Source organism: Kitasatospora sp. NPDC057518, from assembly GCF_042802075.1.
GTDB lineage: Bacteria > Actinomycetota > Actinomycetes > Streptomycetales > Streptomycetaceae > Kitasatospora.
Window position 1 is genome coordinate 1 of sequence record NZ_JBHVEU010000121.1, and the last position, 20,270, is coordinate 20,270.

Below are 20,270 nucleotides of genomic sequence, written 5' to 3' on the forward strand. Positions count from 1 at the left end.
GCCGGGAGCGTGCGCAGGACGCCGACCACCACCGGGGCGGGCGGCTCACCAGGCCCTGCTCCTATCTGCCGTCCTCGTCGGCCTCGTCGGCGTCGGGCGCCAGGCCGACCTCCTCGCGGTCCTCCTCGGTGCGCTCCTCGAGCTCGGCCTCGTCGGGGCGTCGCGGCAGGCCGCGGCCGTGGCCGGTGTCGGGGTCGCCCTCGACGTCCTTGTTCGACTTGTGGTGCGACATGGTTCCTCCTGGGCCGGACGGCCCGCGGGCGGGTTCGCTGTTCTTCCCCCTCCTATCACCGCCCCTGGTTCGGCAGTCCGCAAGTCGGCTGGTAGGCCCGCGGCCGCGGAGCGGGACCGGTAGCCGGTGCGGAACCGGGTCAGCCCCAGAACTCCCGCAGGGCGGCTTTGGCGGCGGTGAGCCCCTGGGCGTGCGGTCTCCGCCGGCCCGGTCGCGGTCGTCCCACACGGTCACGCGCACGGCTGCCACGGGGTCCTCCCGAAGCCGAGGAAGATCAACTCCCCTGAGGGCAGGACTCGGTGGTCAGCTCGACATCGACCGTGTCGAGCGGGGGCGGTGTCCGGGCGTCACGGCGCCCCCGCGCCGCTGCCGCGGGAGGTGGCGGCGACCAGGTCGCGGGCGATCCGGGCGGCGCCGTCCGCTTCCCGGGCGGGTGTGGCGGCCGGCCGGGCCCGGGTGCCGGACGGGCCGTTGAGGGCTTCGGCCAGGGCCCGGGCGATGGCGTGCTCCGCGGCGTCGGCGACCACCACGTTGGGGCTGTCGGCGGCCTTCAGGTGGACGCGCTGGTCGTCGAAGTCGCGGACGCCGGGGACGGCCACCACCGGCAGGCCGGAACGGACCAGTTCCTGCACGGTGTTGTACCCGGCGTGGGTGATCGCGGCGTCGGCGTGCCGGTACACGTCGTACGACGGCCCCAGGTACGGGCGGACCCGCACCGGCCCGGGCAGGCCGGGTGGCACGAGGACGGCCCCGTCGAAGTGCGGGCCGGTGAGCACCAGGACGTCGACGCCGGCGGAGGCGGGGCGCCGGCGCGTGAACGCGCGGATGCCGTGCAGCGCGGCCGTGAGGAATCCGGGCGCGTCGTCGTGCCCGCCGCCGCCGGCCACCACCGCGACCCGGAGGGCGCGGGTGTCCTCGGGCCAGGGCGACCGGTCGTCGAGCAGCGGTCGGACGACGTGGGGCACCCCCAGCACGCGCACCCCGTGGACGGTCTCCTCCGGTCCGGGCTCGCCCAGCAGGTAGATCGTGCCGATGGCGGGCGTGTGGCGGGAGACCCAGTGGGGCGGGTCGGGGCGGTTGCGCTGGAAGCGGTGCACCAGGAACTGGGGGCAGCCCAGTCGGGCGGCCTGGTCGTACAGCTCCCGCTGCACCGTCACGTCGTGCAGCACCACGTCGTCCGGCCGCAGCACCCAGGCGACCATGGCCCGGGCGAGACCGTGGTCCACCGCGGGGCCGGTCCCGTGCAGTGGCTCGCCGACCAGGCTGTCGGCGTCGGTGGGCAGGACGGTCTGGGCGAAGCCGTAGTCCTCGATCAGCCGTTGGGGCCGTTCGGTCAGCAGCAGGGAGTCCCGGCCCAGCCCGCGCAGTTCGCGGTGGACGGCGATCTGGCGGGAGACGTGGCCCAGCCCCCGGCCCCAGGTGAAGGAGACCACACGGCCGTTCACGGCTTCAGCCGCCGATCATCGACATGCTGCGGTCGGGCCGGACGAAGTCGGGGTGGTTGATCTTGTGCCCGGGCCACTTGTGCCAGAGCGCCTCGCGGACCAGCCGTTCCAGTTCGGCGTCGTCGGCACCGGCGCGGAGCGCGGTGCGCAGGTCGGTCTCCTCCAGCGCGAACAGGCAGACGCGGAAGGCGCCTTCGGCCGTGGTCCGCATGCGGTTGCAGCTGTCGCAGAAGGGCTTCGTCACCGAGGGGATGAAGCCCAGGACCCCCGGCGCCCCGTCGGCGAAGCGGAAGGAGGTGGCCGGCTGCGGCGCGTCCTGGACGACGGGGGCGAGGTCGTAGGCCGCGGAGACCGCGGCCAGCGTCTCGGCGGCCGGGACGACCTTCTCCCGCTCCCAGGTCCGCTCCGCGTCCAGCGGCATGTACTCGATGAAGCGCACGTCGTAGCCGCCTTCCCGTGCCAGGCGGGCGAAGTCGACGGCCTCGTCCTCGTTGCTGCCGCGGATCACCACACAGTTGATCTTGATCGGGTCGAATCCGGCCTCGCGGGCCGCCTCCAGCCCCGCGGTCACCTTGTCGAAGGCGTCCCGACGGGTCATCTCGGCGTAGCGGTGCCTCATCAGGGAGTCGCAGGACACCGTGATCCTGCGCAGCCCCGCCTCCCGCAGGGGGCGGGCCAGGCGGTCCAGCAGCAGCCCGTTGGTGGTGATGGAGACGTCCACCCCCTCCAGCGCGCACACCCGGGCCACGATCTCGGGCAGCTCCCGGCGGACGGTCGGCTCCCCGCCGGTGATCTTGAAGTCGCGCACCCCGAGGGAGTGGAAGAGCCGGGCGAGCCGGTCGATCTCGTCGACGGTGAGGAGCTCCTCCTTCTCCAGCCAGGGCAGCCCCTCGGCCGGCATGCAGTAGGTGCACCGCAGATTGCACTTGTCGATCACGGAGATCCGGAGGTCGCCGCCGACCCGGCCGAACGTGTCGATGAGGGGGCCGCCGGTCGGAGCGGGTCCCGGATTGCGCCAGTCAGCCTTGGGCTTGGTCATGTCGGTCGGTCCTTCGGTCAGCGGAGCCGGTGCGTGAGGGGAGCAGCTCCTCGAAGCGCGCCAGCACCTGGTCGGGGTTCAGCTCGGAGGTGTCGAGGTGGTGGACGGGGATCCGCGGGGCGAGCTCCTCGGCCACGTCCTCGAAGCACTGGGCCACCAGGGACACGTAGGAGCTGGTGAACGAGCGCTCCAGGACGCGGTCGCGGCGGCGCAGCCGGCGCATCAGCACGTCGGTACGGGCGGTCAGGTGGACCACCGCCTCGGGCGGCGGCAGCGCGGAGGTGATCAGGTGGTGGTAGCGGTAGTACGTCTCGTACTGCTGGGCGTTCAGGGCGCCGCTCAGCCGGAGCGCCTTGGCGTAGGCCAGCGAGCTGTGCACGTCCTGGTCCATGACGCCGCTCTCGCCGGTGCGGAGGTTCTGCAGGACCCGCAGCAGCAGGGTCTCCATCTGGCAGAAGAACCCCGAGGCGTCGTCCCCGCGCAGGTAGCGGGTCAGGTAGTTGTCCGGGCCCGGGCCCCGGTCCCGGCGCACCGGGACGATGTCCCGCACGTGCTCGGTGTCCGGGGCGCGGGCGGTGTGCCGCTCCAGCAGGGTGCTCTTGCCGACGGCGGGCGGGCCGATGACCACCACGCGGGCCGCTCCGTCCCTGCGCCACAGCGCGGGGACCGGATCGATCAGCCGCCGCGCCTCGTCCTCGATCTCGGCCACGGCACGGATCCCGCCGTCGTCCGCGGCGTCGCCGGGGCGGTGCCGCAGCAACTCGCCGACGCAGTACGCGGATGCCGCGTCGAGTCCGGCGCCCTCCCTGGTACCGGGCTGCGGCGGGCTCCAGCGCAGGTCCGGGCCGGGTGCGGTACGCCGGGAGGCGCCCGCGTACCGGTGGACGAACACCCGCAGGTCGTGCGGCGCTTCCCCGTGGGGGCCGGGCGGGAGGTGGAGTTCGGTGAGGTAGCGCAGCCGGGTCGGGGCCACGCGCTGGCGGCAGGCGTGGCGGGCCACGGCCGCGGCGGTCTCCCGAGCGGTGCTGCCCGGCGGCACGACGGCCCAGGGCAGGCCGGGCCGCTCGTCGGCCGACCGCGGTTCGGTGAGCAGGACCCGGTCCTGCCCGTCGAGGATGACGCACGCGGCGCGGAGGTGGTCCGGGCGGTGCCGGGGCGGTAGTTCGGTGAGCATCACGGTCCTTGAGGTCGGTCGGAGGCGGCCGGGGGCGGTCGGGGTCAGCCGGTGCCGGCCGGTGGCGGCCCGGTCCTCGGGTACGGCCGGCTGGCCAGTTCCGCGAGGGCGAGCAGGGCGACCCGCTCCGCGAAGGCGACCGGGTCCACGGTCCGCCCGGCCTTCCGTACGGTCTCCCGGGGTGGCAGCAGCCAGGAGAACCGCACGTCACCGCCGAGCAGTGCGTGCAGGACGGCGTCCGGTGGCGCCGACGGGCGGGACAGCACCGCCCGCACCCGGAAGTCGGGCTGTTCCACTGCCGGGTCCTCCGGCCCGGGGGAGGCCTCGACCAGTCCGTGGAGCCGGCACCCGGGCGACTCCTGGAGGACCAGGGCCCGCCGGCCGTCGGACGGCCCCTCCAGTGGGGGCACGCCGAGCCACCAGCAGCGCTCGGCTCCCCCGGTCACGGCCGGGTCGGGACCGACCGGGCCGAGCAGTTCGCCGTCCCAGCCCCGGCGGGCCAGGTCGGCCCGGAGCCGCTCGGCCGAGACGGGGAACAGCGAGGCCGCACGCCACCGGGGCACCCGCACCCCCGGGGGAAGCGCCGTCGCCACCCGCCACCGGCGGACGGGAGAGTGCTCGATGTTCGCCAGCAGCCGCCGGTAGGAGGAGTCCGGGAACCGCACCCCGCCACCGAGGTGGGGCTGGGCGTCCAGCAGGCTCGTCAGCACGAGCAGCCCCACGCCGTCGTCCGGACCGGGCCCGGGCGCGGGCCACTCGCCGCGCCCGAGCACACCGAGGTAGTGCGTACGACCGGCGTCGGTGAAGGTCCCGGACGCGGCGGACGGGTCCTCGCCCCGCGCCAGGCAGCGGGCGACGCGCGGCCAGAACCGGGGCGGCTGCTCCCCGGCCCGCGACTGAGGCCGGACGACCGGGGGAAGGGTACGGGCCGGCGGCGCGGAGGGCGGAAGCACCGGAAGCACCGAAGGCACCGGACGGTCCGGGAGCCGGGCGTCGAGCTCGTGGTCCAGTTCCACCAGTGCCGAACCGAGCCGGGCGCGCAGCAGGATCGCGAACAGCCCGATGCCCGACAGCATCACCGCCCCGGTGGCGGGGACCGGGTCATGACGGCTGGTGACGACGGCGGGGCCGGCGTCGGGATCGGCCGCGGGCCCGGGCCGAACCTCGCGCAGCCGCCCGCCGTACTGCGCCGCGGAGTAGCCCAGGCGCCCGTCGAGCAGGTCGCCCAGATCCCGGACGGAGAGCGCCAGTTCGACGTCCGGCACGCTCTCCGGCGGCAGGGCGGACAGCGTGCCCTCGACGCCCAGCCGTACGGTCCGCTCCGCGAGCGGCTCCGCGCCGGCGCCCACCGTGACGAAGCGGTACGCGGTGGCGCGCAGCCGGCCCCGGGCGGCCGCGGCGAGCTCGGGCAGGCCGGGCACCGTCACCCGGCCGGAGGGGGCGTCAGCCCCGGGAAGCGCCGGGAGCCCGGGGAACAGCCGGTCCAGTGCCGCCGCTCCGTCGTGGCCGTCCGGCGCGCTCCGGCCGTCCCCGGCGGCGGGACCGGGGCCCGCGGCCAGCCGGCCGATCCAGCTTCCCGGACGGTAGCTGCGGTCGCGCGGCTCGTCGGTGGCCCGCACCCAGTCCACGGCGGCCGACTCCCACCGCACGGTCCCTCCCGCCACGGTGAGCCGGTCTCCCGGGCCGGGGCGCAGCACCCGGCGGTCCGGGTCGTCCGCGCGCAGCGCCCGGTCGACCAGACGGGGCGGTACGGGGAACTTGTGCCCGTTGAGCCAGGCCGCTTCGCCCAGCCCGTACTGCCCCTCCGGCAGCGGGACCACGTGCGCGGGGCGGACCTGTGCCATCAGCGCCGTCAGCGGGTCGGACCAGTCCGGGTCCACTCCGGGTGGGACGCCCTCCACACTGCGGGTCTCCTCGATCGGCTGGCAGGGAGCCAGCAGGACGTCCGGCGGTGGTCCGTCGGCGAGCAGCCGCCGCACCCACGCGGGCGTGACCAGGCTGTCGACCATGTGCCAGACGAAGGCGTCCCGGGTGCGGACCGAGAGCCCGTGCTCGGGGACGGCCATCGTCGAGGGCGTCCAGGTCAGTTCGACGCCCCGGCGGGGGCTGAACGCCGTCCAGTCGCGCACCACGACGGTGTCGCGGAAGCCCAGCCGGCGGAGGGCGTGCGCGATCCTCGGGTCGTCGGGGTGCAGGACCGGCAGCGCCCGGTCGAGCCGGGCCAGGGAGGCGAGGTCGAAGTGGTCGCGGTGGGAGTGGGAGATCCACACCGCGTCGGGCCGGGGCAGCGCGTGCGGCAGGACGCGTCGAGCGGGGGCGAAGCCGAGGAGGCCGCCGCGGTAGCTGTCGTGCAGGTGGGGGTCGCAGAGCAGGGTGAAGGCGTCCGCCCGGATCAGGACCGTCGCGTGTCCGCCGAGCTCTAGCGCGACCGGCATGCCGCGCTCTTCAGGGAGGCGGCCAGGCCGCGGAACGCCCGCCCCCGGCAGTACAGCCGGGCCTTCTCGTCCGCGGTCATCTGGCCGAGCGTGCGTCCGTCGCCGTCGTCGGGCACGAACACGGTGTCGTAGCCGAACCCGCGGTCGCCGAGCGGGCGTTCGGTGATCCGGCCCCGGGCGACCCCTTCGCTGACCACCCGCCGTCCGTCCGGGTAGCAGAGCAGCGCCACGGTGCGCACCCGGGCTCCCCGGCCCGGGGCGGCGACACCCGCCATCTCGGCGAGCACCTTGGCCACGTTCGCGGCGTCGCCCGCGCCCTCGCCGGCGTAGCGGGCCGAGAACAGCCCGGGAGCGCGCCCGAGGGCGTCCACCTCCATCACGGTGTCGTCGGCCACCGCGGGCAGGCGGGTCGCGAGGGCCACCGCGGAGGCCTTGAGGTAGGCGTTCTCCTCGACCGTCGTCCCGTCCTCGACGGTCTCGGGAAGCCATCCGGGCCGGGGCAGCAACTCCAGGACCCCGTGGAGCAGTTCGACGATCTCGGCGGCCTTGCGGGGATTGCCGGTCGCCAGTACGGCGTGCATCATGCGGGCGTCCCGTCCACGTGCCGGGCGTGGGCCCGGTCGTCCCTGCGCCCCGGCAGCACCTCGGGTTCCGACCTGCTGTGGCCCATCGCCAGGTAGCCGCCGTCGACCGGCAGGTCGGCGCCGGTGATGAACGACGCGCCGGGCCCGCAGAGGAACAGCACGACGGCCGCGACCTCCTCCGGCTGCCCCACCCGCCGCAGGATGTGGTGGTCGCCGAGCACGGGCCCCCAGCGCGCCCGGTCGCCGCCGGTCATCCGGTCGGTCTCCGGGGTCCAGATCAGGCCCGGCGAGACGCTGTTGACCCGGATGCCGTCGTCCGCCAGGTCGAGCGCCTGGCAGCGGGTCAGCGCGAGCAGCGCCCCCTTGCCGGCGCTGTACGTCCACTGGCGGGGCTGGGCGATGTGCCCCGAGACGGACGCGACGTTGACCACCGAGGCCCCTCGCGCCCTGCGCAGCAGGGGGGCCAGCGCCGACGTCATCATCGCGCTGCCCTTGACGTTCACGCCCAGGCTCCGGTCCCAGTCCGCGGGGCCGGCGCCCTCACCGAGGGCCAGGAAGCTCGCCGCGCAGTTGACCAGCGACCGGACCGGCAGCGCCGTCCCCTCGGCCGCCCGCGCGGCCTCCAGGCAGTCCGCGTGCCGCGAGATGTCGCCCACCACCACGGAGGCCGCCGGGCCGAGTTCTCCGGCGACCCGGCGCAGCCCGTCGGAGTCCCGGTCCACCAGGACGGCGTGGGCTCCCGCGCCGACGAAGGCGTGGGCGACGGCGCGACCGATGCCCGACGCGCTTCCGGTGATCACACAGGTCGTGTCCGCGAGGCCCGGACAAGGTGCGGAACGCGGCTTCGCGGGGTCGGGGTGAGGGTGGGGCGCCATGTCCCGCCTCCTCGACTTGGAGCGACGGCGATCAGTCGTCGGACGAACCACCTACCTGTGACTTATGGTGCACGTGGCGATACGCACCGCAACCCAGCACCCTCGCCTTCCCAGCCCGCCCCGCCCGCCGCCTGCCGGAGGAACGCCCGTGCACCCGCCCGTGACGACCGGATTCCCGGTGCCTCCCGAGGACCGCAGGCCCCCGCCGCGCACCGGCCGGACGCGAGCCCATTGGGAGGCCGCCGCCGACCGCCTGCCGGAAGCCCTGCCGCCCCTCACCCGCCCGGACGGGGCCGCGGTGAACCCGCCCGGCACGCCCCGGCCGGTCGTCGGAGGTCCGGATGTCCTCCCCGGGTGAGCTCTTCGCCTCCGGCGCGTCGCACTACGCCCGCTACCAGCCGCGGTACCCGCGGGAGCTCTTCGACTTCCTCGCCGAGGCCTTCGGGCTGAACGGGACCCAGACGGCCCTCGACCTCGGATGCGGACCAGGCATCCTCGCCCTCCCGCTGTCCCGGCTGGTCGCCCGCGTCATCGCCGTGGACCCGGAACCGGGCATGCTCGAAGAAGGCCGGTCGATCGCCGGACGGCAGAACGTCGGCACCATCCGGTGGAGGCGGGGAGACTCCTCGGACCTGCGCGCGCTGGGCCTTCCCCCGCTGGACCTCTGCGTCATGGGCAGATCGTTCCACTGGATGTCCCGCGAGCAGGTCCTCGCCGACCTCGACGGCCTCGTCAACCCTGAGGGCGGCGTGGTCATCGTCGCCACGGAACCGACCGGGACGGCGTGGTCGCGCGCCGTGGACGAGGTGCGGGAGGCGTACCGCACGCTCCCCGGCGGCGGAGACGACGGCTCCCGCCCGGAGCAGGAGGAGTCGAACCGCGAGATCCTCCGTCGCTCCCCCTTCCCCCGCGTCACGGCCGCGCACTGGACGTACCGCATCGACCGCACCCTCGACGAGGTCATCGGCCTCCAGTTCTCGCACTCCTCCTTCACCCCCGCCCGGCTCGGCGGCCGGAAGGACGCCTTCGAACGGGACCTGCGGACGGCGCTGGCCGGCATCAGCCCGGACGGCCGCTTCGAACAGACCGTCCGTACCGAGGCGTTGACCGCGACGCGGCGTCGTCGAGGCCTCCGCCCCGGCCGGGCTCCGTCCGCGCGATCATGAGCGGAGCCAGACGGCCGGTGCGGCGACAGCGACCGTGCCGGGGCCGGTCGTGAGGCGCGGAACCCGGATCCTGTCCATGACCGGGCGGGACGCCCGGACGGTGCCGGTCCGGCCGGAACCGGTCGTCGAGGTCGCCTTCGACGGCCTCCGGCGCGGCCCCCGCCACCCCGCCGGGCCGGCCCGGCGGTTCGCCCGGGCGGTGCGCTGCCGGCCGGACAGGAGCGCCGCCGAGGCCCATACGGTGGCCTCCGTACGGGAGTTGGCCACCGCCGAAGGCTTGTGAGGCCGTCCGCGCGGCCGGGTCCGCCGACTCTTCCGATGAAGTACCGCGGGTTGAACGCATTGTGCGGCCATGGGGGTTCACGCACAGGGGCCGATTCAGCCGTTCTCGGTCCGGCCACCGTACCCGTCCGTAAGCGGACCGGCGACGGCTAGTTTGACCGTGACAACGAGAGGCGGCCGCCGGGCAGCCGGCGCCGCCCTGGCGAAAGGTGCCCGACATGCAGGTGAGCGTCGACCGGGACCGTTGCTGCAGCTCCGGCATGTGCGTGACGAACGCCCCCGCGGTCTTCGACCAGGACGAACGGGACAGTCTGGTGAGGCTCCGTCAGATCGTCCTGCTGCCCGAACAGTTCGACGACGTCAGACTCGCCTCCGAGCTCTGCCCGGGCCGGGCGATCACCGTCACCGGGGACGAGCCCGCGCGGACCGGGGCCTGACGGACCCCCGCCGCCGGCCCCGCAGGCCGCCGGGAACCTTCCCGGGCCCCGAACCCCACGAGAACACCCGCGACGTGAGGAGACCCCCGCCGTGACCACCGCACCCACCACCCCCGCCCTCCCACTGCCGGCCCGGCACTCCGGCGGCTGCCCGTTCGGCCCGCCGCCCGCGTACCCCGAGGTCGCCGCCACCGGGCCGGTGACCAGGGCCGTGCTGCCCGACGGCGACCTCTGCTGGCTGGTCACCGGCATCGCCGAGGTCCGCACCGTACTGTCCGACCGCCGGTTCAGTGCCGACATACGCCACCCGACCTTCCCGCTGCTGATCGCCGGCGCTCGCGAGCTGATCACCGACAATCCGGACTTCCTGCGGCTCGACGACCCCGAGCACGCCCGCCAGCGCCGCATGCTCACCGGGGAGTTCCTGGTCAAGCGGGTGGAGACGCTGCGCCCGGAGATCCAGCGGATCGTGGACGAGGCACTGGACCGGATGATCGAGGGCCGGACCACGGCCGACCTGGTCACCGACTTCGCACTGCCGGTGCCCTCGCTGGTGATCTGCCTGCTGCTCGGCGTGCCGTACGAGGACCACGACCGCTTCCAGCGCCTGAGCCGCACGATGCTCAACCGGGAGAGCACCGTGGAGCAGCTCCGGGAGGCCCAGGAGGAGGTCCATGACTACCTGCGCGACCTGACGGCCCGCAAGCGCGCACAGCCGGAGGACGACGTCCTCAGCCGGCTCGCGGCGCGGGACGACCTGACCCCGGTCGACGTGGCCGCCATGGGCGTGCTGCTGCTGGTCGCCGGGCACGAGACGACCGCGAACATGATCGCGCTGTCGACCGCGCTGCTGCTGGACCACCCCGAGCAGATCCCCGGCCTGGCCGACCCGGCCACCCTGCCGGGCGCGGTGGAGGAGCTGCTGAGGCTGCTGACCATCGTGCACACCGGCCTGCCCCGGGTGGCGCTGGAGGACGTGGAGCTGGGCGGCGTCACCGTCCGGGCCGGGGAGGGCGTGATGGCGATGCTCTCCACCGCCAACCGGGACGAGGCGGCGTTCGGCGGCGCCGGCCACCGGGCGACGGACGAGCTGGACGTGTACCGGGACGCCCGGCGGCACCTGGCGTTCGGCTTCGGCGTGCACCAGTGCCTGGGCCAGCCGCTGGCCCGCGCCGAACTCCAGATCGCCCTGGAGACGCTGTTCCGCCGGCTGCCGGGGCTGCGGCCGGCCGGCGAGCGCGAGTTCCGTACCGAGTCGTTCATCTACGGGATGCGGTCACTGCCCGTGACCTGGTGAGCGGGGCCCGAGGGAGGACTCTCACCGGAGTACCGGCCGGATCCCTGGCTAGTTGAGGTGCGGAAACGGCTCGTCCGGGACCGGCACGCCGAGGAACGGGGCGAGCCGTTCGTACCCCTCGCCCCCGACGACGTCGAGGACGAGCAGGTCGTCGGCCCGGTCCGCGAAGTACCGGGCCACCTCGGCGACATGCCGCCGGTACACCCCGCGGAACCGCTCCGCGTGGAACGCGTGGCAGCCGTACACCGCGGCCCGCAGGAAGCGCTGGAGGTCGCCTTCGAGACGGACGTCCCGGCCGTCGCCCCGCTCCGGCAGCGGTCGTTCCCAGTGCGTCCGGCAGGACCGCAGCCAGCTCTCCTCCTCGCGGACGGTCAGCACGAACCTGCTGCCCGGCCAGGCGAGGTCGAGGTCCTGGTAGTACGGCACGACGGTGATGTCGGTGAGGCCGTCGTGCGATTCGAGCAGCGGGAACCGGGCACTGCCGGCCAGCAGCGTCCGGTAGGTGGCCCCGTCGACCGGGTAGTGGACGACGTCGAACCCCAGGACGCCCAGGGCCGCGGTCAGGGAGCGCGTGCCCGTGCGCGTCAGACCGAGGCCGAAGACCTTCGGCGGGCGCGGGAGGCCGCCGTCGCGCTCGGACGGGACCGGCTGGAAGGAGGATGCGCTCACATGGGAACCCAACGACGTGGAGCCCCGCGGGGGCACGGAGCCGCCCGGCATCGTGTCGTCACGGCGCCGGCCTCGTTCTAGCGGGTGTGAACGATCCGTCCCGCCCCGTCGCCTCCCGCGAGGGCCTCCCCGGGGCCACGGTCTGGCTGACCGGCCTGCCCAGCGCCGGCAAGTCGACGATCGCGTGGGCCCTCGCCGCGCAACTGCGGGCCGAGGCCCGCCGGATCGAGGTGCTGGACGGGGACGAGATGCGCGGCCTGCTCTCGGCCGGCCTCGGCTTCTCCCGCGCCGACCGGGACACCAACGTCCAACGGGTGGGCCTGGTGGCCGAGTTGCTCGCCCGCAACGGCGTCCTCACGCTGGTGCCGGTCATCGCCCCGTACGAGCAGGCCCGCGAGGCGGTGCGCAGGCGGCACGAGAAGTCGGGGACGGCGTACCTGGAGGTCCACGTCGCGGCGCCGCTCGAGGTCTGCGCCCGGCGCGACGTCAAGGGCCTCTACGCGCGGCAGCGCGAGGGGCTGCTCACCGGCCTGACCGGGGTGGACGACCCGTACGAGGAACCGGAGCGGCCGGACCTGAGGCTGGACACGGACCGGCAGAGCGAGGCCGAGTCGGTCAGGGCGCTGCGCGCGCTCCTGACCGACCGGGGACTGTGCGCGCCGTGACGGCCGGCGGCGCTCCGCCCGACGGACCGGGCACGGGCCCGCCCGGCCTCTCCCAGCTCGACCTGCTGGAGTCGGACGCCGTGCAGATCATCCGGGAGGCGGTGGGCGAGTGCGGGCGGCCCGTGCTGCTCTTCTCCGGCGGCAAGGACTCCATCGTCCTGCTGCACCTGGCACGCAAGGCGTTCGGCCCCGCGCCGCTGCCCTTCCCGCTGCTCCACGTCGACACCGGGCACAACTTCCCGGAGGTCCTCGCCCACCGGGACAGCCTGGTCGCCGCCCACGGGCTGCGCCTGCACGTCGTCTCCGTCCAGGAGTTCATCGACGACGGGCGGCTGCGGGAGCGGCCCGACGGCAGCCGCAACGTGCTGCAGAGCGTCCCGTTGACGGCCGCGATCGAGCGGCACGGGTTCGACGCGGTGTTCGGCGGGGCCCGCCGGGACGAGGACCGGGCCCGGGCCAAGGAGCGGGTGTTCTCGGTCCGCGACGGGTCCGGCGGCTGGGACCCGGGGCGCCAGCGTCCCGAGCTCTGGCGGCTCTACAACGCCCGGTGCGGCCCCGGCGAACACGTCCGGGTCTTCCCGCTGTCCGACTGGACCGAGCTCGACGTCTGGCAGTACATCGAGCGCGAGGAGATCGGCCTCCCCGCGCTCTACTACGCCCACCGGCGGAGGGTGTTCGCCCGTGCGGGCATGTGGCTCACCCCCGGTGCCTGGGGCGGCCCGGGGGAGGGCGAGCGGCTGGAGACCCGGCTGGTCCGCTACCGCACGGTCGGCGACATGTCCTGCACCGGAGCCGTCGAATCGGACGCGACGACCCCGGCCCAGGTCATCGCGGAACTCGCGGCCTGCCGCTCGACGGAGCGCGGCGCCACCCGTGCGGACGACCGGCTCTCCGAGGCGGCGATGGAGGACCGCAAGCGGGAGGGGTACTTCTGACGCACGCCCGCCGCCGCCCCCGGGCCCGGAGGTCCGGGGGCAGCGGCAGGCGCGCCCCTGGTCGTCGCCGGGCTCCGGGTCCGGCGGCGGGAGCGGCGGTCGTTCAGCGGTTGACCGCCCGCATCCCGTCCTCGTCGTAGCGCTCGCCCGCGACCTCGGGCAGCTCGGCCTCGATGCGGGCCAGGTCCTCGGCGGTCAGCTCGACGTCGACCGCGCCCGCGTTCTGCTCCAGGTAGCTGCGGCGCTTGGTGCCCGGGATGGGTACCAGGTGCTCGCCGCGGGCCAGGACCCAGGCGATCGCCAGCTGGGCCGGGGTGACCTGCTTCTCCGCGGCGATCTCCTTCACCTTCCCGGCGAGCCGGAGGTTGGCCGCCAGGTTGGCCTCGGTGAAGCGCGGGTTGGTGCGGCGGAAGTCGTCCTTGTCGAGCTCCTCCGGGGAGCTGAAGCGGCCCGCGAGGAAGCCGCGGCCGAGCGGGGAGTACGGCACGAAACCGATCCCGAGCTCCCGGCAGGTGGGGAGGACCTCGGCCTCCACGTCCCGTGTCCAGAGCGAGTACTCGCTCTGGACGGCGGTGACCGGGTGAACGGCGTTGGCGCGGCGGATGGTCTCGGCGCTCGCCTCGCTCAGTCCGATGTACCGGACCTTCCCCTCGGCGACCAGTTCGCCGAGCGCGCCGACGGTCTCCTCGATGGGCACCTCCGGGTCGACCCGGTGCTGGTAGTACAGGTCGATGCGGTCGGTGCCGAGCCGCGCGAGCGAACCGTGGACGGAACCGCGGACGTGCTCGGCCGAGCCGTCCTGGCGGCCCACGGTCGACATGTCGCCTGGAACGGCGCCGTCCATGCGGTAGTTGAACTTCGTGGCGATCACGTACTCGTCACGGTGTCCCCGGACGGCCTCGCCGACCAGGGACTCGTTGGTGAGCGGCCCGTAGACCTGCGCCGTGTCGAGGAACGTGATGCCGAGGTCCAGGGCGTGCCGGATGGTCGCGACGGCCTCGTCCTGGTCGGCGGTGCCGTAGAAGGCGGACATCCCCATGCAGCCGAGGCCGATGGCCGACACCTGGAGGTCCCGCAGACTGCGCTGTTGCATGTGACGTGCCAGCCCTTCGTCCCGATCTTCCCGCGGCCCGACGCCTTCCGACGCCCCGGTCCGGGTGACCGGTCGGCCTCGTCTTCCGGAGAGGACCTTACGGTGCCGGGGCCTTCCGGCGGCGGACCGGCACGGCCGGGTGCGGGACGCCCGTACGGTGCCGCGCCGCGACGGCTTCCGCGGTCACGGCCACGGCTACGCGGACAGCGGCCCCGCGCCCGGGACGGACGGTGTCCCGTCCTCGGCCGCCGCCAACGCGCCGCGCGCCGCGAGGAGTTCGCGGAGCCGCTGGTGGGGGAGTGCGGGGGAGCGGTGGCCGTCGCGGCCGGTCGTCTCCTCGGCGGTGACCAGGGCGTTCAGTACCGCCTCCTCCACGGCCTGGACGACGGCCTCGTAGAACGGGTCGATCCGGCCCCAGGGGATGAACCGCAGGGTGTCGTAGTCGGTGTCGCCGGGCTCGCCCCGGGGGAAGGAGCTGCCCAGCGCGCCCGGGTTGGCGGTGGAGAAGGCGAGGAAGACGTCGCCGGAGAAGTGGCCCCCGCTGGTGCCGGTCCGGGCCAGGCCCAGCGGCACCCGGCGGGCCAGCGCCTTGCACTGGCCGGGCAGCAGCGGCGCGTCCGTGCCGATCACGACGATCACCGAGCCGGCCCCGCCGGGGGCGAACCAGTCGTCGTCCTCCATCGGGTTGTCCGCCGACAGCTCCCGCCCGACCGGGACGCCGCAGACCACGAGTTCGCGCCGGTCGCCGAAGTTGGCCTGGACGAAGGCGCCCACGGTGTAGTCGGCGGAGCCGTAGCGGACGACCCGGCTGGCGGTGCCGGAACCGCCCTTGAAGCCGTAGCAGTTCATCCCGGTGCCGCCGCCGACGCAGCCCTCCTCGACCGGTCCGGCCGCCGCCGACTCGATCGCGGCGATCGCGTGCTCGGCGCGGACGTGCGGTCCGTTGATGTCGTTGAGGTAGCCGTCCCAGGTCTCGGCGACCACCGGCAGCAGCCACTGCCGGGCCAGGTCGGGCCGGTGGGCGGCGGTCCAGTCGACGACGCCCCGGTGCACGGTGCCGACGGCGTGGGTGTTGGTCACCATGACCGGGCCGTTGAGCGCGCCGGTCTCCTCGATCCAGGTCGTCCCGGTCATCTCGCCGTTGCCGTTCAGCGCGTACCAGCCGGCCGCGCACGGCGTGCCCACGCCCTCGCGTCCGCGCGGGAGCACCGCGGTGACGCCGGTGCGGACGTGCTCGCCCTCGACGAGCGTGGTGTAGCCGATCCGCACGCCGGGGACGTCGGTCAGGGCGTTGGCGGGGCCGGGGGTGCCGTCCAGGAGCAGGCCGAGGGCGCGGGCCCGGGGGCGTCCGGACGGGGTGGTGAGCGTGGTCATGTGGATCCTTCCTCGCGGGGCAGAGGCGGGGGCTGGGGCGCGGGAGGTCAGTCGCGGGGGCGCGCGGCCGGGCCGTCCACCGCCCGGTCGGGGCGCAGGTCCGGGCAGCCGGTCGCCGTCCGGGCGTAGCCGAGCAGCAGCTCCAGCGAGCGCTCGGGCGTGAGCGAGGCGTTGCGGGAGACGATGTGCAGGCCGTAGCCGTCCTCCAGGACGACCAGGTTGGCGGCGAGGTCGAGGGCCGGCCCGGTGGGCTCGAAGTGGCCCTGGGCCCGGCCGATCTCCAGGATGCTGGCGTAGAGGGCGACCTGACGGTCGAACAGGCTCTGCGCGAGTGCGGAGTAGACCGGGTTGTCGTGCGTGGCCGAGCTGAACTCGTACAGCACCAGGGCGAGTTCGTCGTCCGGGCCGTCCGGGAGGCCGAGCCGGGCGCAGGCCACGAGCTTGTCGCGGGCGTCCGGCAGCCCGGCCGCGACGGCGCTGCGGCTGGTGAAGAAGCGGTCGGCGGCGCGCTGGTAGACCTGCTGGAGCAGCTCGCCGATGTCGCTGAAGTAGTAGCTGACCGACCCCCGGGCGACGCCGGCGGCGTCCGCGATGTCGGCGACGCGCAGCTGCGCCAGGCCGTGCCGTCCGACGGCCTCGGTGGCCGCGAGGACCAGCTGTTCGCGGCGGGCGGCCTGGTTCTTTGCTCGGGCCATCGCATTCCTTGTCACTGATGTCGGATCAGGTCGTACCTCTTGACGTGGAACTATCGCAGAACTTTGACTTCTGTGCCAAAGAACTCCGACGAAGTTTCATGGACTCGGAAGGAGCACGATGGCCGATCCCCGCGCCACGGACCCCGCCGCTACCGACCCCGCTACCGCCGCCGCCGGCCCCACCGCCCCGGGCTCCGCGCCGTCGGCCGGCTACGCCCAGGACCTCTCCCGCTCGCTCAGCCTGCGCGAGAACATGCTGATCACCCTCTCCTCGGTGACCCCGGCCTCCAGCGTGTTCATCGTGATGCCGGCGGTGATCCGGGGCCTCGGCGGCGCGGCGGCCGTGGCCTTCGCCCTCGCGGCGGCGGTCGGCGTGCTGATGGCGCTCTGCTACGCGGAGCTGTCCAGCGCCTTCCCGGTCACCGGGGGCGAGTACGCCTTCGCGGCGCGCACCCTCGGCCGGTCCACCGGGTTCGCGCTGTTCGCGCTCAGCCTGCTCGGCGGGGTGCTGGTCACCGCCGTCATCGCCCTCGGCACCGGCAGCTACCTTGGCGTGCTCTGGAGCGCGCTGGACGGGAAGGGGACCGGGCTGGCGGTGATCGCGCTGGCCTCGCTGGTCGCGGTGCTCGACATCCGCACCAACGCCTGGGTCACCGGGGTCTTCCTGCTCCTGGAGCTGGCGGCGGTCGCGGTGCTGGCCGTGCTCGGCTTCGTCCACGTCGACCAGCCGGTCTCGGTGCTGTGGACCCCGCAGGCGCTCGGCGGCGCCGGCGGCGACGTGCTGGTCGGGGCGTCCTGGGGGCTGGTCGCCTCGTTCACGACCACCGCGATCTTCGCCTACAACGGCTACGGCACCGCCGTGTACTTCGCGGAGGAGACCAGGCGGGCGTCCTCGATCGGCCGGGTGGTGCTCTGGTCGCTGGGGATCACCGTCGCCGCCGAGTGCCTGCCGCTGGTCGGGGTGCTGCTGGGCACGCCGAGCATGAGCGGACTGATGTCGGCGGCCTCACCGATGAGCTACTTCCTGCTGGAGCGGGCCGGCTCCACCGTCAACACGGTGGTCAGCCTGGGCATCGCCGTCGCCGTCGTCAACGCGGTCATCGCGATCATGCTGCAGAGCGGACGGCTGCTCTTCTCCTCGGCCCGCGACCGGGCCTGGCCGGACCGGGTCGGCGCCCCGCTCGCCTCCGTCCACCCCCGGCTGCGCACGCCCCTCGCGGCGACCCTGACCATGGGCGTGGCCACGCTGCTGGTCGGCTGGCTCGTCTCGCTCGACACGCTGATCCTGGCCACCGGCTCGACCCTGGTCGTGGTCTACGTCCTGGTCGCGCTGTCGGCGCTGTCCGGCCGGATCAGGGGGACCACCGCCACGGCCCCCTACCGGATGCGCGGCTGGCCGTATGTCCCGCTGGGCGTCGTCGCGATCATGCTCTACGTCGGCTACGAGTCGGTGCGGGCCGACTGGCGCCCGATCGCCATCGCGGTCGGGATGACGGCCGTCGGCTACGCCTACTACTACGCCTACCTCCACCCCCGTCGCGCCGACCGCTGGACCATGCCCGACCCGGTCCGGGAGGAGGACGGGGGCGCCGCCGGCTGAGGCCCCGGGCGGGACCAGCGGGACCGGGGCGCGCGGCGGCGGCGCCGAGGCCCTCCGCGGTGACGTACCGCGGAGGGCCCGTGCGGGTTCAGCAGCCCAGGTGGTCGCCCGGAACGGTGCCGAGCAGCTGGGTGAAGCGCTGGTAGGCGTCGATCCGGCTCTGCACCTGCGCGGGGTTGCCGCCGTTGCACTCCAGCGTGCCGTTGATGCTGCGGATCGTCTCGCCGAAGCCGTAGCCGTTGACGATCGCGTTGTGCGGGGTCATGGTGCCCGGCCCGTTCTGGGTGTTCCAGTACCAGAGCGCGGTCTTCCAGGCGACGGCCGGGTCGGTCTGCACCAGGTTGGGGTTGCGCAGCAGGTCGATGCCGAGGGCGTCGCCGGCCGCCTTGTAGTTGAAGTTCCAGCTCAGCTGGATCGGGCCGCGCCCGTAGTACGCGGCCTGCCCGGCCGGGCAGCCGTACGGCTGCGAAGTGTCGCAGTAGTGGGGGTAGTTGGCGGTGTTCTGCTCGACCACGTAGACCAGGGCGCCGGTCTCGTGGTTGACGTTGGCCAGGAAGGCCGCGGCCTCCTGCCGGCGGACGGTGTCGCTGCCGGTGGCCGCGAAGGCGGGGTAGGCGGCGAGGGCGTCGATCAGGCCCTGGTAGGTGTAGAAGGCGTTCCGGTTCGGGAACATCTGGTTGAACTGGGCCTGGCTGACCGGGAATCCGCCCGGGTTCGGGGTGCCGGTGGACGTCGGCGTGGCGGTCGGGCTCGGGCCGGTGCCGCAGCCGCCCTGGTCGGACCAGACGCCGGAGCCGCCGGTGCTGGGCGGCTCGTTCTGGGTCCACCACTTGGCGAGCCAGTTGTGGCCGTTGTAGGAGACGGCGGCGCCGCCGGTGTAGACGGCCGAGGAGCTCCAGGGCGTGGCGCAGACGGCGGCGCTGGCGTTGGTCGCGGGCAGCAGCAGGAGCACCGTCAGCGCCGTGGCGACGGCGGAGAGCAGTGCGAGCAGGCGTTTCGTGGACACTTGATCACCCCTTGTGCGGTGTGGGGCCGCACGGTCGTGGAGGTAGGGACGTCGGGGCAGGGGAGCCGGGCCCCGCGGGGTGGGGGCACGTCGTGGGGGACGGGCCGACCGGGGTGCGGGCCGGTGCGGGGCTGCCCCAGACTCAAGCGGAGTGGTCTATACCTGTCAAGGGGTTCCGGGTAAAAGACCCGCCCGCGAGCGGCGCGGTGGGCGGCGCCGGGGCGGTGGGGCGTGCGGAGGCCGGCCCGGGTGGTCACAGGTCCGCGAGGTCCGCGAGGTTGGCGATCAGGTCGGCGAGTCCGGCGTCCAGCGGGATCAGCGGGCGCCATCCGGTCGCGGCGCGGAACCGCGAGGAGTCCGCGACGGTGCTCCGCAGGTCGGTCGGCAGCGCGTGCTCCGGCGGGGGGACGGAGACCACCGGCACGGCGGGACGGCCGGTCCGCACCGCGACGCCGTCGGCGATCGCCCGGAAGACCCGCCCGAGCGGCTCCCCGTGCCCGGTGCCGAGCACCCAGTGCCGGCCGGCGACCGCGTCGGGCCGGTCCAGGGCGGCCAGGAAGGCCCGCCCGGTGTCGTCGACGTGGAGCAGGTCGCGCCGTACGGAGCCGTCGTGCCACATCGTCAGCGGCTCCCCGGCCAGGGCGCGGCGCACCATCGTCGCCAGCACCCCCCGGTCGCCCCGCCCCGCCGGTGCGCCGCGGCCGTAGACCGTCGGCAGCCGCAGACAGGCGCCGCGCACCGCGCCCTCGGCCGTGGCGGCCAGCAACTCCCGTTCCGCCGCCGCCTTCTGGCGGTCGTACGGGCTGGCCGGGGCGTCCGGCGCGGACTCGTCGACCGGGATCGGCGCGTCCGGCCCGGCCTGCGAGGTCGAACCGGCGAACAGGACGACCACGGGGGCGCCGCCGCGCCGTGCGCGCTCCTGCCGGAGGGCCGGCAGCAGCGAGCTCATCACGCCGGCGTTGGTCCGCCCCAGGGCCTCCTCGGGCTGGCCGGTGCCGCGCCACCCCGCGCCGTGCGAGACCAGGTGGACGACCGCGTCGGACCCGGCGACGGCGGCCCGGAGGGCCTCGGGGTCCGTCACGTCGGCGGCGACCACCTCGACCTCGGCCCGCCCGGCGGGCGGCACGGCGACCGCCCCCCGGGCCACCGCGCGCAGCCGGAGCGGCCGTTGGGCGAGCGCCCCGAGGACGACGGAGCCGACGAAGCCCGAGGCGCCCAGCACGGTGACGCGGGGGCGGCGCGCCGCCGCGGCGGGGCCGCTCACGCC

20 protein-coding genes are annotated in these 20,270 nt (G+C 74.8%); 7 read left to right on the plus strand and 13 right to left on the minus strand.

What is annotated here, in order from left to right; all coding sequences use genetic code 11:
* Nucleotides 1-61 precede the first annotated feature (61 nt).
* The 7 genes from ACFU7Z_RS15195 to ACFU7Z_RS15225 form a co-directional block, all read right to left on the minus strand.
* Complete coding sequence (locus ACFU7Z_RS15195) at nucleotides 62-232, minus strand: hypothetical protein (RefSeq protein WP_181970411.1); 171 nt, start codon at nucleotides 230-232, stop codon at nucleotides 62-64.
* Between the two features lie 347 nt (nucleotides 233-579).
* On the minus strand, nucleotides 580-1,677 hold the full coding sequence (locus ACFU7Z_RS15200; RefSeq protein WP_380777789.1) for a glycosyltransferase: 1,098 nt from the start codon (nucleotides 1,675-1,677) through the stop codon (nucleotides 580-582).
* A gap of 4 nt (nucleotides 1,678-1,681) precedes the next feature.
* Nucleotides 1,682-2,716, minus strand: a complete 1,035-nt coding sequence (gene moaA, locus ACFU7Z_RS15205; RefSeq protein ID WP_380777790.1) for a GTP 3',8-cyclase MoaA — start codon at nucleotides 2,714-2,716, stop codon at nucleotides 1,682-1,684.
* Nucleotides 2,697-3,890, minus strand: a complete 1,194-nt coding sequence (locus ACFU7Z_RS15210; protein ID WP_380777791.1) for a deoxynucleoside kinase — start codon at nucleotides 3,888-3,890, stop codon at nucleotides 2,697-2,699. Before ACFU7Z_RS15210 ends, moaA begins: the two co-directional genes overlap by 20 nt.
* A 44-nt stretch (nucleotides 3,891-3,934) precedes the next feature.
* A complete protein-coding gene (locus tag ACFU7Z_RS15215; RefSeq protein ID WP_380777792.1) occupies nucleotides 3,935-6,325 on the minus strand; it encodes an MBL fold metallo-hydrolase in 2,391 nt (796 codons plus the stop codon).
* A complete protein-coding gene (locus ACFU7Z_RS15220; protein WP_117486104.1) occupies nucleotides 6,310-6,909 on the minus strand; it encodes a non-canonical purine NTP pyrophosphatase in 600 nt (199 codons plus the stop codon). The genes ACFU7Z_RS15215 and ACFU7Z_RS15220 overlap by 16 nt, the downstream gene beginning before the upstream one ends.
* A complete protein-coding gene (locus tag ACFU7Z_RS15225; protein WP_380777793.1) occupies nucleotides 6,906-7,709 on the minus strand; it encodes an SDR family oxidoreductase in 804 nt (267 codons plus the stop codon). The genes ACFU7Z_RS15220 and ACFU7Z_RS15225 overlap by 4 nt, the downstream gene beginning before the upstream one ends.
* 416 nt (nucleotides 7,710-8,125) lie before the next feature.
* On the opposite strand from ACFU7Z_RS15225, the gene ACFU7Z_RS15230 reads away from it, so the two are divergent.
* From ACFU7Z_RS15230 to ACFU7Z_RS15245, 4 genes are all read left to right on the plus strand, one after another.
* Complete coding sequence (locus tag ACFU7Z_RS15230; protein WP_380777794.1) at nucleotides 8,126-8,950, plus strand: class I SAM-dependent methyltransferase; 825 nt, start codon at nucleotides 8,126-8,128, stop codon at nucleotides 8,948-8,950.
* Nucleotides 8,951-9,026: 76 nt separating this feature from the next.
* The gene (locus ACFU7Z_RS15235; protein ID WP_380739332.1) at nucleotides 9,027-9,233 is read left to right on the plus strand and encodes a hypothetical protein; all 207 of its coding nucleotides are present in this window, start codon (nucleotides 9,027-9,029) and stop codon (nucleotides 9,231-9,233) included.
* Nucleotides 9,234-9,450: 217 nt separating this feature from the next.
* Nucleotides 9,451-9,669 carry a ferredoxin gene (locus ACFU7Z_RS15240; protein WP_380777795.1) on the plus strand — a complete coding sequence of 73 codons (219 nt, stop codon included), beginning with the start codon at nucleotides 9,451-9,453 and terminating at the stop codon, nucleotides 9,667-9,669.
* A gap of 91 nt (nucleotides 9,670-9,760) precedes the next feature.
* On the plus strand, nucleotides 9,761-10,966 hold the full coding sequence (locus ACFU7Z_RS15245; protein ID WP_380777796.1) for a cytochrome P450: 1,206 nt from the start codon (nucleotides 9,761-9,763) through the stop codon (nucleotides 10,964-10,966).
* Nucleotides 10,967-11,014: 48 nt separating this feature from the next.
* Here ACFU7Z_RS15245 and ACFU7Z_RS15250 read toward each other — a convergent pair whose 3' ends face one another.
* Complete coding sequence (locus tag ACFU7Z_RS15250; RefSeq protein WP_380777797.1) at nucleotides 11,015-11,635, minus strand: sulfotransferase family protein; 621 nt, start codon at nucleotides 11,633-11,635, stop codon at nucleotides 11,015-11,017.
* 86 nt (nucleotides 11,636-11,721) lie between these two features.
* Between ACFU7Z_RS15250 and cysC the strand changes: the two genes are divergently transcribed.
* Both cysC and cysD read left to right on the plus strand, forming a co-directional pair.
* The gene (cysC, locus tag ACFU7Z_RS15255) at nucleotides 11,722-12,300 is read left to right on the plus strand and encodes an adenylyl-sulfate kinase (protein WP_380777799.1); all 579 of its coding nucleotides are present in this window, start codon (nucleotides 11,722-11,724) and stop codon (nucleotides 12,298-12,300) included.
* Nucleotides 12,297-13,235 carry a sulfate adenylyltransferase subunit CysD gene (cysD, locus tag ACFU7Z_RS15260; protein WP_380777800.1) on the plus strand — a complete coding sequence of 313 codons (939 nt, stop codon included), beginning with the start codon at nucleotides 12,297-12,299 and terminating at the stop codon, nucleotides 13,233-13,235. Before cysC ends, cysD begins: the two co-directional genes overlap by 4 nt.
* Before the next feature lie 103 nt (nucleotides 13,236-13,338).
* On the opposite strand, the gene ACFU7Z_RS15265 is transcribed toward cysD, so the two are convergent.
* The 3 genes from ACFU7Z_RS15265 to ACFU7Z_RS15275 form a co-directional block, all read right to left on the minus strand.
* On the minus strand, nucleotides 13,339-14,328 hold the full coding sequence (locus ACFU7Z_RS15265; RefSeq protein ID WP_380777801.1) for an aldo/keto reductase: 990 nt from the start codon (nucleotides 14,326-14,328) through the stop codon (nucleotides 13,339-13,341).
* A gap of 195 nt (nucleotides 14,329-14,523) precedes the next feature.
* Nucleotides 14,524-15,702 (minus strand): P1 family peptidase, encoded by a 1,179-nt coding sequence (locus ACFU7Z_RS15270; protein WP_380777802.1) that lies wholly within the window; start codon nucleotides 15,700-15,702, stop codon nucleotides 14,524-14,526.
* Nucleotides 15,703-15,749: 47 nt separating this feature from the next.
* Nucleotides 15,750-16,397 carry a TetR/AcrR family transcriptional regulator gene (locus tag ACFU7Z_RS15275; protein ID WP_375872978.1) on the minus strand — a complete coding sequence of 216 codons (648 nt, stop codon included), beginning with the start codon at nucleotides 16,395-16,397 and terminating at the stop codon, nucleotides 15,750-15,752.
* A 118-nt stretch (nucleotides 16,398-16,515) separates the two neighbouring features.
* Between ACFU7Z_RS15275 and ACFU7Z_RS15280 the strand changes: the two genes are divergently transcribed.
* Nucleotides 16,516-17,997, plus strand: a complete 1,482-nt coding sequence (locus ACFU7Z_RS15280; RefSeq protein WP_380777803.1) for an APC family permease — start codon at nucleotides 16,516-16,518, stop codon at nucleotides 17,995-17,997.
* 88 nt (nucleotides 17,998-18,085) lie between these two features.
* On the opposite strand, the gene ACFU7Z_RS15285 is transcribed toward ACFU7Z_RS15280, so the two are convergent.
* Together ACFU7Z_RS15285 and ACFU7Z_RS15290 are read right to left on the minus strand one after the other, a co-directional pair.
* Nucleotides 18,086-19,003, minus strand: a complete 918-nt coding sequence (locus tag ACFU7Z_RS15285) for a glycoside hydrolase family 19 protein (protein WP_380777805.1) — start codon at nucleotides 19,001-19,003, stop codon at nucleotides 18,086-18,088.
* A 253-nt stretch (nucleotides 19,004-19,256) separates the two neighbouring features.
* A complete protein-coding gene (locus ACFU7Z_RS15290; protein WP_074002848.1) occupies nucleotides 19,257-20,267 on the minus strand; it encodes an NAD(P)-dependent oxidoreductase in 1,011 nt (336 codons plus the stop codon).
* Nucleotides 20,268-20,270 lie beyond the last annotated feature (3 nt).